At 64.0% G+C, this 15,972-nt stretch carries 10 protein-coding genes; 7 read left to right on the top strand and 3 right to left on the bottom strand.

From position 1 onward, the window contains the following. Positions 1–20 precede the first annotated feature (20 nt). Entirely contained in the window at positions 21–530 is a 510-nt protein-coding gene (locus KPL76_RS01115; protein WP_216334516.1) for a hypothetical protein, read from the bottom strand. Between the two features lie 124 nt (positions 531–654). Next, the gene (locus KPL76_RS01110) at positions 655–1,557 is read right to left on the bottom strand and encodes a spermidine synthase (RefSeq protein WP_216334515.1); all 903 of its coding nucleotides are present in this window, start codon (positions 1,555–1,557) and stop codon (positions 655–657) included. Positions 1,558–2,473: 916 nt separating this feature from the next. Here KPL76_RS01110 and KPL76_RS01105 point away from each other — a divergent pair. The 7 genes from KPL76_RS01105 (at position 2,474) to ppk2 (ending at position 14,997) form a co-directional block, all read left to right on the top strand. Further along, positions 2,474–2,998 carry an endonuclease domain-containing protein gene (locus tag KPL76_RS01105; protein WP_216334514.1) on the top strand — a complete coding sequence of 175 codons (525 nt, stop codon included), beginning with the start codon at positions 2,474–2,476 and terminating at the stop codon, positions 2,996–2,998. Positions 2,999–3,300: 302 nt separating this feature from the next. Continuing rightward, positions 3,301–6,792, top strand: coding sequence for a DNA-directed RNA polymerase subunit beta (gene rpoB, locus KPL76_RS01100; RefSeq protein WP_216334513.1), 3,492 nt, complete (start codon positions 3,301–3,303; stop codon positions 6,790–6,792). Between the two features lie 101 nt (positions 6,793–6,893). Then, on the top strand, positions 6,894–10,793 hold the full coding sequence (locus tag KPL76_RS01095; protein WP_205107206.1) for a DNA-directed RNA polymerase subunit beta': 3,900 nt from the start codon (positions 6,894–6,896) through the stop codon (positions 10,791–10,793). Between the two features lie 282 nt (positions 10,794–11,075). Beyond that, on the top strand, positions 11,076–12,320 hold the full coding sequence (locus tag KPL76_RS01090; RefSeq protein ID WP_216334512.1) for an acyl-CoA dehydrogenase family protein: 1,245 nt from the start codon (positions 11,076–11,078) through the stop codon (positions 12,318–12,320). Between the two features lie 47 nt (positions 12,321–12,367). Further along, positions 12,368–13,654: an acyl-CoA dehydrogenase family protein gene (locus tag KPL76_RS01085; protein WP_216334511.1), complete on the top strand. Its 1,287-nt coding sequence runs from the start codon at positions 12,368–12,370 to the stop codon at positions 13,652–13,654. A 170-nt stretch (positions 13,655–13,824) separates the two neighbouring features. Then, positions 13,825–14,163, top strand: coding sequence for a DUF5652 family protein (locus KPL76_RS01080; protein ID WP_216334510.1), 339 nt, complete (start codon positions 13,825–13,827; stop codon positions 14,161–14,163). 21 nt (positions 14,164–14,184) lie between these two features. Next, the gene (ppk2, locus tag KPL76_RS01075; RefSeq protein ID WP_253202096.1) at positions 14,185–14,997 is read left to right on the top strand and encodes a polyphosphate kinase 2; all 813 of its coding nucleotides are present in this window, start codon (positions 14,185–14,187) and stop codon (positions 14,995–14,997) included. An 83-nt stretch (positions 14,998–15,080) separates the two neighbouring features. Here the strand turns inward: ppk2 and KPL76_RS01070 are convergent, their stop codons facing one another. After that, complete coding sequence (locus tag KPL76_RS01070) at positions 15,081–15,887, bottom strand: spermidine synthase (RefSeq protein ID WP_216334509.1); 807 nt, start codon at positions 15,885–15,887, stop codon at positions 15,081–15,083. Positions 15,888–15,972: the final 85 nt, after the last annotated feature.

Raw genomic sequence — 15,972 nt, 5'->3', positions numbered from 1 at the left:
GGCGGCTCCAGAGTAGCGACTCAGGAGGCGAATGCTTCGGCAACACCGATCGCGATCATCGTGCTCTCGAGCTGATCGATCGAGGCCCCGGTCTTCTCCCAGAGGAAGACAGCCGCCTTGAAGTCACGCAGGGCATCCGTATAGTCGCGCTGGTCGAACGAGGTCTTGCCCCGTGCGAGCAGGGCCGTTGCCTCCAGCGCGCTCCATTCATGGCCCCGGGCTTCTTCGACGCAGATGGTCAGGTCTGTCAGCGCCGGAGCGAGTTTGCCCTGGTACTGCTGCACCTGGGCCCGGCGGATCCGAGCGGCGAGTGCCTGCTCCCTGTCGCCGGAGAACCGTGCCTGGCGCAACGCTTCGTTCGCGACGTCCCAGGCCTCATCGAGACGGTCGAGCAGGCGTAGGAGGCTGACCTTCTCGTTGAGGGCCGAAAGGCTCCGAAGGGTGCCCAGTTCGGCGAGTCGGCTCTCCGCCGCGGCAACATCGATGGTCTCGCGGAGGGTTTTCGGGTCGTAGCCGGTGATGATGCTCAAGGGGTACGCTCCAGAACTTCGTGGCCGACCGGGGTTCAGCAATCCCCGTCGGCTCGTGTGCAGCTGTCGCAGCCGGTGTCTTCACTGCGACACTCCAAGGTTACCCAGAACGGGGGTGGGGCGGCTATTCTGACGCGCCCGGCTTGACCTGAAATATACTTCGCGCCGGGGGAGGCGAGGCGATGGCGGTCTGGTCGGTCACCACGGGTGCGCTGGCGATGAAGGCCCGCAATTCGGCGCCATCGATCACCTTCGCAGGGGTCGGATCGCTGGCAACCAGCCGCGGGAGCCGGTCGAATGGCAGGGGGCTTGCCGAGGCGAACATGACCACGTTGCCGAACCGCCGGGACTTCAGCACTTGGGGGTCGACGACCAGGGCCACGTGGGTGAACACTGCAGACAGCGTGGCCGCCTGGCTCCGCGCGAACGCGAGTCCGGCTCCATCTGCGACGTTCGCTGCCACGATGCCCTGTGCCGAGAGCAGGCCGGAGACCAGAGCGTAGAACTCCATGCTGGTCACATGTGCGGGTGTGCGCGCACCCGAGAACACGTCGACGACGACCACGTCGACGGTTCCCTTCAGCCCGGGCGGCAGCTTCGCCAGAACGTCACGCGCGTCTCCGTGGCGAATGCGGATCTGCGCTTCGCGAGGCAGGGGGAGCTGTTCACGCACGAAATCCACCAGGTCGCTCTCGAGTTCGACCACCTGCTGGCGCGACGAGGGCCGCGTTGCGGCGATGTACCGGGGCAGCGTGAAGGCGCCTCCGCCGAGGTGAACTGCCGTGATCGGCGCTCCCTCCGGCGCGACGAGGTCGATTCCGTGCCCGATTCGCCGCACGTACTCGAACGACAGGTAGCGCGGGTCGTCCAGCGCGACGTGCGACTGGGGGGTCCCGTCGACCACGAGGGTGAAGGCACCCGGCTGGTGGCGATCGGCCTCGACGACGGCGCGAAAGCCGTTCGAAAGCGTGACCGAGGGGTGATCATCCGCCCCACCCCGCCGGCGTCCCCTGCTCTGCTCGCTCACCCGCCGACTCTACCGCCGCACCGCCGTCGCTGCGCGCTGCTCACGGCCGCGCGCAGCTCACGGCCGCTCGCTGCCATCGAGTTGCTGTCGGGCCGCTGATGCTCGCGGCCGCCTGCTCCGGCTGCACCGCTGTTCTCGCTCACCTGGCCCGCCCCACCCGCTGCTGCCCCCCACCGGCAGGATGCGTCCACTCGATCGTCCAGGCGTGCCGCAACGTGCAGCGTGCACGTGAGATCGTGTCTGGACGAACGAGTGGATGCCGCCGTTTTCCCCGCCGATGCCCGGCGCGGTTCGCAACTCTGACCCACGTGTCCGACACTGTCGGCCGATGTCGTCCACTCGATCGTCCGGGCGTGCCGCGACGTGCAGCGTGCACGTGAGACTGTGTCTGGACGAACGGGTGGATGATCCCGCCTGCGACTGGGCCCGCCCAGGCGTCCTTCGGCCCGGAGTTATCCACGGATTCCGACCAGATCCGATTCAGGACCAAGGCTTTCGACACGATGGATCAATGTCACTCGTTTCCCAATACATTCCGCAGTGGCCGGGGGTAGTGCATTATCAAGCACTTCTTCGAGCCGGTGCCTCGCAGGCCGACGTGCGAGGGGCGGTAATTAACGGCGCAATCCATCGGGTGAGTCGCGGATGGTTCGCCTTGCCATCCGCGCACAAGCCCGTTGTCGCTGCCGTTCGTGCGGGAGGATCTCTGACGGGGCCGTCCGCAGCAAAGCTGCGGGGGTTGTGGGTGCCACCATTTCAGGGGCTTCATATTTCGGTTGCCCGCGGTGCGAACGGGGCCGCAGTGCAGGGCGCGGTGCGGTCGCGGCAACACTGCGTGCACTGGCGCAAAACACGGCGACGCAGCCACGAAGCGGTCGAGCCGCTCACAACACTGTTGCTGGACTGCATCTCGTGTATGACGGAGGAGATGGCGCTGACGGTCATCGATTCCGCGCTCAACAAGTCGCGCAGATACCTGATTCCCGAACGCATAACCCAGCGCACGCTGCAGGCCGCCGCCGAGACGCTTCCCGAACGCTATCGTCGCACCATCGAGAAGGCAGACCCGCTCAGCCAGTCCGGGCTCGAGACGCTCGTTCGGCTGAGGCTCAGGTCGCGCGGGATCAGGGTGACGACGCAGAAGCACCACCCAGGGGTCGGTCACGTCGACCTCCTCGTCGGCGACCGCCTCGTGATCGAGGTCGACGGGCGCGAGACACACGACACAGACGACGGTTTCGCGACGGATCGTGTGCGCGACCTCCGACTCTTTAGCGACGATGTGCGTTGTCTTCGGCTCACCTACGCGCAGGTGATGCACGACTGGCCAACAGTCGAGCCCATCATCCTCAGCAAGATCCGAAGGAGAGACCACCGCTGGGGCCGCGGAATCAACGGGCCACAGCGGGAATGGGCCCGCCGACCTCTGGGTTATACCTGACAACGCAAAATTGGTCAAGATATCGACTTTACAACTGGCCATCACAGGCATATAGTTGTTCTTTGCGCTCCCAGTACTCCTATGCCTTCATATTGTGGTCGGCTCGCGCTGCAGAAACCCTCCGATGGTCCCGCGAACCAAGTATCACCCAAGTGATGCGACCGCTCGCGTGAGTCCGATGAATGGCGACCCGCAGCATCCTCTGGAACTAATCGAACAAGTTCCGACGACGAGTCTGGCGCGTTCTCGACCAAACATAAACCCAGTACTGAGACCCGACGGGGTCCACGGAGGTTATTTCCTTGGCTGCTGCGAGCAACGCAACCACCACCACACCCAAGAACGGTCGCGGAGCATCGCGACTCTCGTTCGCCAAAATTTCTGACAACCTGACGGTTCCCGATCTGCTTGCACTGCAGACCGAGAGCTTCGACTGGCTTGTCGGCAACGACGCGTGGAAGACGCGTGTTGCCGAAGCCAAGAAGCAGGGTCGCAAAGACCTGCCAGAGCACTCCGGTCTTGACGAGATCTTCGAGGAGATCTCTCCGATCGAAGACCTCGGCGAGACCATGCAGCTCAGCTTCACGAGCCCGTTCCTCGAGCCCGAGAAGTACACCATCGACGAGTGTAAAGAGCGTGGCAAGACCTACGCCGCTCCGCTGTACGTCGAGGCCGAGTTCATGAACCACCTCACCGGTGAGATCAAGACCCAGACCGTCTTCATGGGAGACTTCCCCCTGATGACCGAGAAGGGCACGTTCATCATCAACGGCACCGAGCGTGTCGTCGTGTCGCAGCTCGTCCGCAGCCCCGGCGTCTACTTCGACCGCCAGCTCGAGAAGACTTCTGACAAAGACATCTACTCTGCTCGCATCATTCCGAGCCGCGGTGCCTGGCTCGAGTTCGAGATCGACAAGCGCGACCAGGTCGGCGTTCGCATCGACCGCAAGCGCAAGCAGAGCGTCACCGTCTTCCTGAAGGCCCTGGGCCTCACGAGCGAAGAGATCCTCGAGCAGTTCAAGGGCTACTCCAGCATCGAAGCGACTCTGGAGAAGGATTCCATCCTCACCAAAGAAGAGGCGCTCAAAGACATCTACCGCAAGCTCCGCCCGGGCGAGCAGGTTGCTGCCGAAGCTGCGCGTGCGCTGCTCGACAACTTCTACTTCAACTCCAAGCGCTACGACCTCGCGAAGGTCGGTCGCTACAAGATCAACCGCAAGCTGGGCCTCGAGAGCGAGCTGTCGAACTCCGTTCTGACGAACGAAGACATCATCGCGACGATCAAGTACCTCGTGGCCCTCCACGAGAACCAGGTCACTCTCCCCGGCGTGCGCGCAGGCAAGAAGGTCGACATCCGTCTCGACATCGACGACATCGACCACTTCGGCAACCGTCGTATCCGTGCCGTGGGTGAGCTCATCCAGAACCAGGTCCGCACGGGGCTCTCCCGTATGGAGCGCGTTGTTCGCGAGCGCATGACGACCCAGGACATCGAAGCGATCACCCCGCAGACCCTGATCAACGTGCGCCCCGTCGTCGCAGCGATCAAGGAGTTCTTCGGTACCTCGCAGCTGAGCCAGTTCATGGACCAGAACAACCCCCTCGCGGGCCTGACGCACAAGCGTCGCCTTTCCGCGCTGGGCCCGGGTGGTCTGTCACGTGAGCGCGCCGGCGTCGAGGTTCGAGACGTGCACCCCAGCCACTACGGCCGCATGTGCCCCATCGAAACCCCTGAAGGCCCGAACATCGGCCTGATCGGCTCGCTGGCGTCGTTCGCCCGTATCAACTCCTTCGGCTTCATCGAGACCCCGTACCGTCGCGTCGTCGACGGCGTGGTCACCGAGAACATCGATTACCTCACGGCCAGCGAAGAAGACGAGTACGTCGTCGCCCAGGCCAACGCCCCTCTGACGAAAGAGGCCCGGTTTGCCGAGCCTCGCGTTCTCGCCCGCCAGAAGGGTGGAGAGGTCGACCTCTTCCCGATCGAGGTCATCGGCTACATGGATGTCTCGCCGCGCCAGATGGTCTCCGTCGCGACAAGCCTCATTCCGTTCCTCGAGCACGACGATGCAAACCGCGCGCTCATGGGTGCGAACATGCAGCGCCAGGCTGTTCCGCTCCTCATGAGCGACAGCCCCTACGTGGGTACCGGTATGGAGGGCTTCGCAGCCATCGACGCCGGCGACGTCGTCACGGCGTCACACTCCGGTGTCGTGCAGGAGGTGTCGGCCGAGGTCGTCACCGTCGCGCTCGACGAGGGTGGCACCGAGACGTACTACCTGCGCAAGTTCGACCGCTCGAACCAGGGCACGAGCTACAACCAGCGTGTCATCGTCAACGAGGGCGACCGCATCGAGGCCGGAGAGGTCATCGCCGATGGCCCCGCCACCGAGAACGGCGAACTCGCACTCGGCAAGAACCTGCTCGTGGCATTCATGCCATGGGAGGGCTACAACTTCGAAGACGCGATGATCCTGAGCCAGAACCTGGTGAAGGACGACACTCTGTCGAGCATCCACATCGAAGAGTACGAAGTGGATGCCCGTGACACGAAGCTCGGCAAGGAGGAGATCACCCGTGACCTCCCCAACGTCAGCCCCGAGTTGCTTGCCGACCTCGACGAGCGAGGCATCATCCGCATCGGTGCCGAGGTCCGCCCCGGTGACATCCTCGTCGGAAAGGTCACCCCCAAGGGCGAGACCGAGCTCTCTGCCGAGGAGCGCCTGCTCCGTGCGATCTTCAACGAGAAGAGCCGCGAAGTCCGCGACACGTCGTTGAAGGTTCCCCACGGTGAGCGCGGCACCATCATCGCTGTCAAGGAGTTCTCCGCTGACAACGACGATGAACTGGGTTCAGGCGTCAACCAGCGCGTCGTGGTCTACATCGCCCAGAAGCGCAAGATCACCGAGGGTGACAAGCTCGCCGGCCGTCACGGCAACAAGGGTGTCATCGCGAAGATCCTCCCCGTCGAAGACATGCCGTTCCTCGCAGACGGCACTCCTGTCGACGTGGTGCTCAACCCACTCGGTATCCCGGGCCGCATGAACTTCGGCCAGGTTCTCGAGATCCACTTGGGCTGGATTGCCAAGCAGGGCTGGAAGGTCGAAGGCAAGGGCAACAAGTGGGCCGGCCGTCTTCCCGAGGCAGCGCACGAGGCCCCGGCCAACACGAAGGTCGCGACCCCCGTGTTCGACGGAGCCCTCGAAGAGGAGATCGCAGGTCTGCTCGACTCGACCCTGCCGACCCGTGATGGCGACCGCCTGATCGACGGCACCGGCAAGGCGACTCTCTTCGATGGCCGCTCAGGTGAGCCGTTCCCGAACCCGATCTCTGTCGGCTACATGTACATCCTGAAGCTGCACCACCTCGTCGACGACAAGATCCACGCTCGCTCGACCGGTCCGTACTCCATGATCACGCAGCAGCCGCTGGGTGGTAAGGCCCAGTTCGGTGGCCAGCGCTTCGGTGAGATGGAAGTGTGGGCGCTTGAGGCCTACGGCGCCGCCTACGCACTGCAGGAGCTTCTGACGATCAAGTCAGACGACATCCTCGGCCGCGTGAAGGTGTATGAAGCCATCGTCAAGGGTGAGAACATCCAGGAGCCCGGTATTCCCGAGAGCTTCAAGGTGCTCATCAAGGAGATGCAGTCGCTCTGCCTCAACGTCGAAGTCCTTTCGGCAGACGGCACCGCAGTCAGCCTGCGCGACACCGATGATGAGGTCTTCCGCGCTGCAGAAGAGCTCGGCATCAACATCTCCACGCGCTTCGAGAACTCGTCCATCGACGACATTTGAGCCAGCCAATGATGTGATTCGCGAGACAGTGAATCGAGTCTCGCGAATCACATCATCACCAAACTTCAAAATGTAACTTCCTAATTTCAGGAGAATATAAATTGCTCGACGTTACAACTTTTGACGAACTGCGAATCGGTCTCGCTACGGCAGACGACATTCGCAAGTGGTCACACGGTGAGGTCAAGAAGCCCGAAACGATCAACTACCGCACGCTGAAGCCCGAGAAGGATGGCCTCTTCGGAGAGCAGATCTTCGGACCTTCCCGTGACTGGGAGTGCTCGTGCGGCAAGTACAAGCGCGTGCGCTTCAAAGGCATCGTCTGTGAGCGCTGTGGTGTAGAGGTCACGAAGTCGTCGGTGCGCCGTGAGCGCATGGGCCACATCGAACTCGCCGCGCCCGTCACTCACATCTGGTACTTCAAGGGTGTTCCCTCGCGCCTCGGCTACCTGCTCGACATGGCTCCGAAAGACCTCGAGAAGGTCATCTACTTCGCTGCCTACATGATCATCTCTGTCGATGTGGATGCTCGTCACGAAGATCTTCCTGGCCTTGAGAACGAACTGCGTCTCGAGATCAAGACGCTCACCGACCAGCGTGACTCCCGCATCGCCGACCGTCTTGCGAAGCTCGAGACCGACCTTGCTGCCCTTGAGGCAGAAGGCGCCAAGAGCGACCAGAAGCGTCGTACGAAAGATGCTGCTGAGAAGGAGATGGGCCAGGCCCGCAAGTCCTTCGACGAGCAGATCGCCCAGCTCGAGCGCGTGTGGGAGGACTTCCGGAGCCTCAAGGTCGGCGAACTGAAGCCCGAAGACAGCGTCTTCCACGAGCTGCAGGACAGGTACGGCCAGTACTTCGAGGCCTACATGGGGGCCGAGGCGATCAAGAAGCGCCTCGAGGCCTTCGACCTCGCCACCGAGTCGGACACGCTGCACCTGCAGATCTCCGAGGGCAAGGGCCAGAAGAAGATCCGCGCCATCAAACGACTGCGCGTGGTCAACTCCTTCCTGATCACCGGCAACTCGCCGGCCGCGATGGTTCTCGACGTGGTCCCCGTGATCCCGCCGGAACTTCGCCCGATGGTCCAGCTCGATGGTGGACGTTTCGCGACCTCCGACCTCAACGACCTGTACCGCCGCGTGATCAACCGCAACAACCGCCTCCGCCGTCTCCTTGACCTCGGTGCCCCCGAGATCATCGTGAACAACGAGAAGCGCATGCTGCAGGAGGCCGTCGACGCACTGTTCGACAACGGTCGCCGTGGTCGCCCCGTCACCGGTACCGGTAACCGCGCACTCAAGTCCCTGAGCGACATGCTCAAGGGCAAGCAGGGTCGGTTCCGCCAGAACCTGCTCGGTAAGCGCGTGGACTACTCCGGCCGTTCGGTCATCATCGGTGGCCCACAGCTCAAACTGCACCAGTGCGGTCTGCCCAAGCAGATGGCGCTCGAGCTGTTCAAGCCATTCGTCATCAAGCGACTGATCGACCTGAGCCACGCCCAGAACATCAAGGCCGCGAAGCGTATGGTCGAGCGGAGCCGCCCCCAGGTGTGGGATGTGCTCGAGGAGATCATCCGTGAGCGCCCCGTCATGCTGAACCGTGCACCCACGCTTCACCGACTGGGCATCCAGGCTTTCGAGCCCCAGCTCGTCGAGGGCAAGGCAATCCAGCTGCACCCGCTCGTCTGCACCGCATTCAACGCGGACTTCGACGGTGACCAGATGGCCGTGCACCTTCCGCTGTCGGTCGAGGCCCAGGCCGAGGCCCGCATCCTGATGCTGGCGTCGAACAACATCCTGAAGCCGTCTGACGGTCGCCCCGTGACCCTGCCCACACAGGACATGATCATCGGCCTCCACCACCTCACCACCGTGCGCGAAGGCGTCATCGGCGAGGGGCGTGCGTTCTCGAGCGTTGCCGAGGCGATCCTTGCGAAAGACCAGGGTTCACTCGACCTCAACGCGAAGGTGCGCATCCGCCTGGAGAACATCACGTTCGCCGAGGGAGAGGTTCCTGAGAACGCCGTTCTCGCCGAGGGCAACCACGCACCCGGTGTGACCCTGGTCGAGACGACCCTGGGCCGCGCGCTGTTCAACGAGACGCTGCCGACCGACTACCCGTACGTCGAAGCCGTCGCAGACAAGGGCCAGATCTCGGCCATCGTCAACGACCTCGCCGAGCGGTACCCGAAGGTCGAAGTTGCCGCGGCACTCGACCGCATCAAGGATGCCGGTTTCTACTGGGCCACCCGCTCAGGCGTCACCGTTGCTCTCTCTGACGTTCTGACCCCGCCGAACAAGCGCGAGATCGTTGCGACGTACGAGAAGCAGGCCGCCAAGGTGCAGTCGCAGTACGAGAAGGGCCTCACCACCGACGCCGAACGTCGCCAGGAGCTCATCCAGATCTGGACCCGCGCGACCGAAGACGTCGCAGAGGCCATGCAGGCGAACTTCCCGGCCGACAACACCATCAACCGCATGGTCACCTCCGGTGCCCGCGGTAACTGGCTGCAGATCCGCAACATCGCGGGTATGCGAGGCCTGGTGAACAACCCGAAGGGTGAGATCATCCCTCGCCCGATCATCTCGTCGTACCGTGAAGGTCTCTCGGTCGCCGAGTACTTCATCGCGACCCACGGTGCCCGCAAGGGCCTGGCCGACACCGCGCTGCGTACCGCCGACTCGGGGTACCTCACGCGTCGTCTGGTCGACGTCTCGCAGGACGTCATCATTCGTGAAGACGACTGTGGCACGACCAAGGGACTCGACCTCATCATCGCGGCGCACGACGCCAACGGTGTACTGGTCAAGGACTCGAACGTCGAGAACTCGGTGTTCGCACGGAGCCTTGCTGCTGACGCAGTGGATGCCCAGGGCACCGTCGTCGCTGAAGCTGGCGAAGACATCGGTGACGTGTTGATCGACAAGCTGGTCGAGGCCGGCGTCGAGAACATCAAGGTGCGCTCGGTTCTGACCTGTGAGTCGGCCGTCGGTGTGTGTGCTGCCTGCTACGGCCGCTCGCTCGCCACCGGTCTGCTGGTCGACATCGGAGAGGCCGTCGGCATCATCGCCGCGCAGTCGATCGGTGAGCCCGGCACCCAGCTGACCATGCGTACCTTCCACACGGGTGGTTCCGCATCGGCTGACGACATCACGCAGGGTCTTCCCCGCGTGCAGGAGCTCTTCGAAGCGCGTACCCCCAAGGGTGCGTCGCCCATCGCAGAGGCCTCTGGCCGCATCACGATCGAAGACACCGACCGCAGCCGCAAGCTGATCCTCACGCCAGACAACGGCGACGAGGCGATTGCCTACCCCGTGCTCAAGCGCGCGAGCCTCCTCATCGAGGATGGCGAGCACGTCGAGCTCGGCACGCAGCTGCACGTCGGCGCGATCGACCCGAAAGAGGTCCTGCGAGTGCGTGGCGTCCGCGCCGTGCAGGAGCACCTCGTCGGTGGTGTGCAGGGCGTCTACCGCTCACAGGGTGTCCCCATCCACGACAAGCACATCGAGGTCATCGTTCGCCAGATGCTCCGCAAGGTGACTGTCGTCGACCACGGTGACACCGACCTGCTCCCCGGTGAGCTCGTCGACCGCCAGCGCTACAACATCCTCAACCGCGAGGCGCTGACCGAGGGTCGCAAGACCGCTTCGGCCCGCCAGGAGGTCATGGGTATCACCAAGGCTTCACTCGCAACTGAGTCGTGGTTGTCGGCCGCTTCCTTCCAGGAGACCACGCGTGTTCTCACGCAGGCCGCCATGGAGGGCAAGAGCGACCCGCTGGTCGGCCTCAAGGAGAACGTCATCATCGGTAAGCTCATCCCGGCCGGAACGGGCTTGCAGAAGTACCGCAACGTCACCGTCGAGGCGACCGAAGAGGCCAAGGCCGAGCGCTACCCGAACCGCATCTTCACCGATGACGCCGTGTTCAGCGAAGCCGACCTGTCGTTCGTCGACTTCGACAGCTTCTCGAGTGACGACTACACCCCCGGCACCTACAACTAGGTGACGGTTGGTGCAGTTCTCTGCACCGGATGATCGAACGAAGGCCCCTCGCGCAAGCGGGGGGCCTTCGTCGTTTCGGGGGTGTGCCAAGAGACCAGCGTCACGAAAGTCAAGCATTCTGCTCACGCAGCGACACAGAACGAAACACAGCGACGCACGACGTCATCGACGCACCATCCGCCCACTTCGTTCACTACTGTCGACGAATCGCGTAAATCGCTCTTTCGCCTGGTTCTCGATGAGGAATCCGGGTGAACCCGAAATTCTGTGGAGATGTGCCAGATGTCAGACCAAGCAGTAGTTGAGACCGCCACCCCATCGCTCTGGGCCAGCCTGCCCGTACCGAGCTCAGCCGCCGAGTGGATCGCGCGCGCCGAGCAGGTTGCAGAGATCCTGGCCGAAGACGCCCTCGCCAGGGACCGCGCCAACGAGGCGCCCTACGCCGAAGTGCAGCTGCTCAAGGATTCCGGCCTCGTGACACTGCTGGGCCCGTCAGCCTTCGGAGGCGGCGGCCAGGAATGGGTCACCGCTCTCGCCGTTGTGCGCACCGTCTCGCGCGCTGACGCGTCGATCGGTCAACTGCTCGGCTATCACTACCTCTGGGCCTGGGCCGTGCGCCTGGTCGGCACTGAGCCCCAGATCGCCGCAGTGGAGGAGCTCTATACGACGAACACCTTGTTCTTCGGGGGAGCGGTGAACCCCCGTGATGGCGACCTCACGATCTCCGAAGAGGGCGAGGAGCTGGTCTACAACGGGCGCAAGTCGTTCTCGACCGGCGGCCGCATCTCCGACCTCACCGTTCTCGAGGGAGTGCTCGACGGTACAGAGACGCACATCTTCGCCATTGTGCCGACCGATCAGCCGGGCATCCGGTTCGCCGGTGACTGGGACAACCTGGGCCAGAGGCTTTCGGAGTCGGGTTCGGTGGTCATCGACGGTGTTCGCGCCGACTGGGCTTCAGCAGCTGGTTTCGAGAACAAGGTCTACCAGCCCCTCACGTACAACTCGCTGAACGTTCCTCTTGTGCAGCAGATCTTCAGCAACATCTACCTCGGCATTGCGCAGGGTGCGGTGGCCGCTGCCGCCGAGTACACCCGCACCACCACGCGGGCCTGGCCCTACGGCGGTGACAACAAGCTGGCTGCGACAGAGGAGTTCTACATTCTTTCGGGCTACGGCGAACTGCAGTCGAAACTGTGGGCCGATGAGGCACTGATCGACCAGGTCGACCGTGAGCTGAGTGCGGTACTGCACGCCGAGCGCGAGGCCCTCACCGAGAAGGCCAGGGGAGACGTCGCCGTTCGAATCGCGGCGGCAAAGCTTCGCATCGCCGAAGACGGTCTCGAAGCGGCAACGAAGGTGTTCGAGTTGACCGGCGCCCGCGCTTCGTCGAACAAGGTCGGCCTCGACATCTACTGGCGCAACCTCCGCACGCACAGCCTGCACGACCCGCTGCCATACAAGAAGCGCGAGGTCGGCGAGTACGTGCTTCTTGGCGCACTGCCGGCACCGAGTTGGTACACCTGATCCGGCTCAACTGACCGTACACACGCCGAACCACTGAGGATGAAGCTATGACGAACGACACAGCACAGCTCGACGATGCCGCCGTGGGCAGCGCAGTCGATGAACTGTCGACCGGAACGGACTACGAAGCCCTCGCAGGGCGGTTCCGGCCACTGTTCGAGACGATCCGGGCCACCGCCCTCGAGCGTGAGAAAGAGCGCGCTCTGCCGTACGGCGAGATCCGTGCACTCAAAGAGGCGGGGTTCGGGGCGGTGCGGGTGCCGAAGAAGTACGGCGGCGCCGGGGCTTCGCTGCCCCAGTTGATCGAGCTGCTGATCGAACTCGCCGAAGCCGATTCGAACATTCCGCAGTCGCTGCGTGGGCACTTCGCCTTCGTCGAAGACCGCCTGAACGCCCATGCGACAGCAGACCAGAGCGAGTGGTTTGCCCGCTTCGTCTCCGGAGACCTGGTCGGAAACGCGTGGACCGAGGTCGGCGCTGTCGAGGTCGGCACCGTCGACACGAAGGTCACGCCGGGGCACGACGGCTGGGTGGTCAACGGCGAGAAGTACTACAGCACCGGCAGCATCTTCGCCGACTGGATCGACGTGTTCTCCCAGCGCTCTGACACCGACGAACTGGTGATCGCCGCCGTGAGCACGCACCAGGATGCTGTCGCCCAACAGGATGACTGGGACGGCTTCGGCCAGCGAACCACGGGTAGCGGAACGAGTACCTTCCGCGACGCGCTCGTGCTGCCGGAGAACGTGTTTCCCTTCGAATCGCGCTTCAAGTACCAGACGGCGTTCTACCAACTGGTACTGCTCGCAGTTCTGGCCGGCAGCACACGGGCAGCAGCCCGCGAGGTCGCCGCGCAGGCCAAGGGGCGCACCCGCGTCTACAGCAATGGTGTCGCCCCGGTCTGGAGTGACGATCCGCAGATCCAGCAGGTGGTGGGTGAGGCGACGTCACAGGGATTCGCGGCGACCGCGATCGCCGTGCGCTCGGCCGAAGCGTCGCAGGCCGCCTACCTGGCCCGCTACGAGTTCGACGACGCGAGGGAGCTCGAGGCGAACATCCGGGCCGAACTCGACTCCGCCCAGGGCCAGGTCGTGCTCGTGAAGCTCGCTCTGGAGGCAACCAGCACCGTTCTGAACGCGTTGGGAGCATCGGGCGTGAGCGAGTCGAAGAGGCTCGATCGCTTCTGGCGCAACGCCCGCACGGCATCGTCGCACAACCCGGTCGTCTTCAAGGCACGGATCGTCGGCGACTGGGCGATCAACGGCACGCCGCCGCCCTACGTCTGGTGGATCGGGGCGTCGAAGTCCGGCCCGGCTTCTGGCAAGACAAGCTAGTAAGGAGAAGGCTTGTCACGTGCCCGTCCCGTGGCACGGCGGGCACCGAGCACGGATGATCGCGACACCTCCATCGGGACCTTCGGCCCTGCTGCCACGCCCGGGCCAGAGCCACGATGAGAGGGTCGCGCGCAACAGAGTGCGTGCGCCCGCCTATTTCAGGGAGAGCCATGAACCGTTTCGGGATCAGTATGCACACCAAGCTCAGCCCACTCCAGCAGAAGATCCTGGCTGCCGTGATGGTCTGGGGCCTCGCCTGGAAGGCGGCGTCGCTGTGGCGGGCCGCCCGCAATGACAGCAAGCCGTGGTTCGCCACGCTGTTCCTCGTGAATTCAGCCGGAATTCTCGATGCGTTCTACCTGTTCGTGGCGAGCCCCATCGCTCGCCGGGCCCGGGAAGAGCGCGTCGTCGAAGAGGTTCTCGAGCTCGCTGCCGAGGTGGAGCAGTACGCCGAGGCGGTCGAAGAGGCAGTCCGTGAGGCAGAAGGAGACCAGGAGCCGTTAGCCTGATCACCAGACGAAGGGACTCCGTTGAGTAAATCCGCCCCGAACCGCGCCAAACGCATCGACAAGGCCATCTACGAAGCCGAACTGCAGCGGCTCCAGGCCGAGCTCGTCGCCGCCCAGGAATGGGTGATCGAAACCGGCGCGCGGGTGCTCGTGCTCTTCGAGGGTCGCGACGCGGCGGGCAAGGGATCCGCCATCAAGCGAGTCACCGAGTACCTCAACCCGCGGGTCGCCCGAATAGCGGCTTTGCCCGTTCCCTCCGAGCGCGAACGCGGCCAGTGGTACTTCCAGCGCTACGTTCAACACCTCCCCACTAAAGGCGAGATCGTGCTCTTCGACAGATCCTGGTACAACAGGGCGGGCGTCGAGAAGGTCATGGGCTATTGCACTGCTGACGAGTATCGCCGGTTCCTGCACCAGGCTCCGATCTTCGAACGGATGCTCGTCGAAGACGGCATCATCCTTCTGAAGTACTGGTTCTCCGTGTCAGACCGCGAACAGGAGGCGCGTTTCAGGTCGAGGCTGAACGACCCGATGCGCCGGTGGAAGCTCTCGCAGACCGATCTGCTGTCGATCACGAAATGGGCCGACTACTCGAAGGCCAAAGACGAGATGTTCGTGCACTGCGACATCGCCGAGGCGCCGTGGTGGACGGTCGAAAGCGAAGACAAACGCTCCTCACGACTCAACATGATGAGTCACCTCCTCTCGCAGATCCCCTACGAGCACCTCGAACCTCCGCACGTCGAGTTCCCCAAGCGCCCGCCGGCCACCGACTATGAACGACCGCCCCTCTCGCTCACGCGGTACGTGCCCGACTACGCGGCGACGCTCTGACTCAGCCGTTGGTTCGTGTTCGGCGCCGGGGAGTATCGGATGCCCGGTGCCTCGGCGCCGGGGAGTATCGGATGCCCGGTGCCTCAGCCCCGGGCATCCGTCGCTGCCACTGCATCGCCGATGAACGTCGCCAGCTCGTGCGGTCGCACCAGGCCGCTCGGGTGCGGCCCCGCTGCCTTCAGCTGGGGCAGCCAGGCGAGCATGTGCTGGCCCGCCGACCCCAGGATCACCGCGTTGCCCTCCCTCAGCTGATCCGTGAGGGCGGTCGGGCCGACCACCGCAACCAGGCTGAACGCGCGGCGAACGGCGTCGGCCTGCGATCGCACGGCGGCGAGCCCGTTGTCGTCGGCCACGTTGACGGCCACGACTCCCTGCGGGGCCAGCAACCCTGTGAGCTCCTCGTAGAAGCCGGTCGTCTTCAGGTGGGGTGGTGTGGATGATCCCACGTACACATCCGACACGATCAGGTCGAACGGCGCAGACGCCGCTGCCCACCTGAGCCCTGTGCGTGCGTCGTCGACACGCAGTGTGAGGTCGTCGTTCGCGTCGAGCGGCAGATGTTCGAGCACAAAATCGACAAGGCCGGGCTCCAGTTCGATGATGAACTGCTGCGACCCGGGCCGGGTGGCCGAGATGTACCGTGCCAGGGTCAGGGCGCCGGCGCCGAGATGGAGCACCCGGATGGGAGCGTGGGCTTCGGCGACGAGGTCGGCGGCATTTGCGATCCGTCGTACGTAGTCGTACAGAACCTCTTCCGGCGCGGCCGGGTACACGTGCGATTGTGCTTCGCCCCCGATTTCCAGCGTGACTCCGGACGCACCGAACGTGTCGGGGACGAGTTCGGCGAGCAGGCCGCTCTGTTCGAGGGTTCGGGAGTGTCTGGCGGTCATTGCCCGAATCCTATGGCGTCCGTGCGTCGCCGGTATCGTCGCACACGCCACGGGCCGCGTTTCTGAAGCGGATTTCCCCGAGGTT

It is taken from the genome of Subtercola sp. PAMC28395, assembly GCF_018889995.1.
Taxonomy (GTDB): Bacteria; Actinomycetota; Actinomycetes; order Actinomycetales; family Microbacteriaceae; genus Subtercola.
The sequence above is the reverse complement of the archived record's forward strand: the minus strand, read 5'-3'. Positions and strand labels throughout refer to the sequence as shown.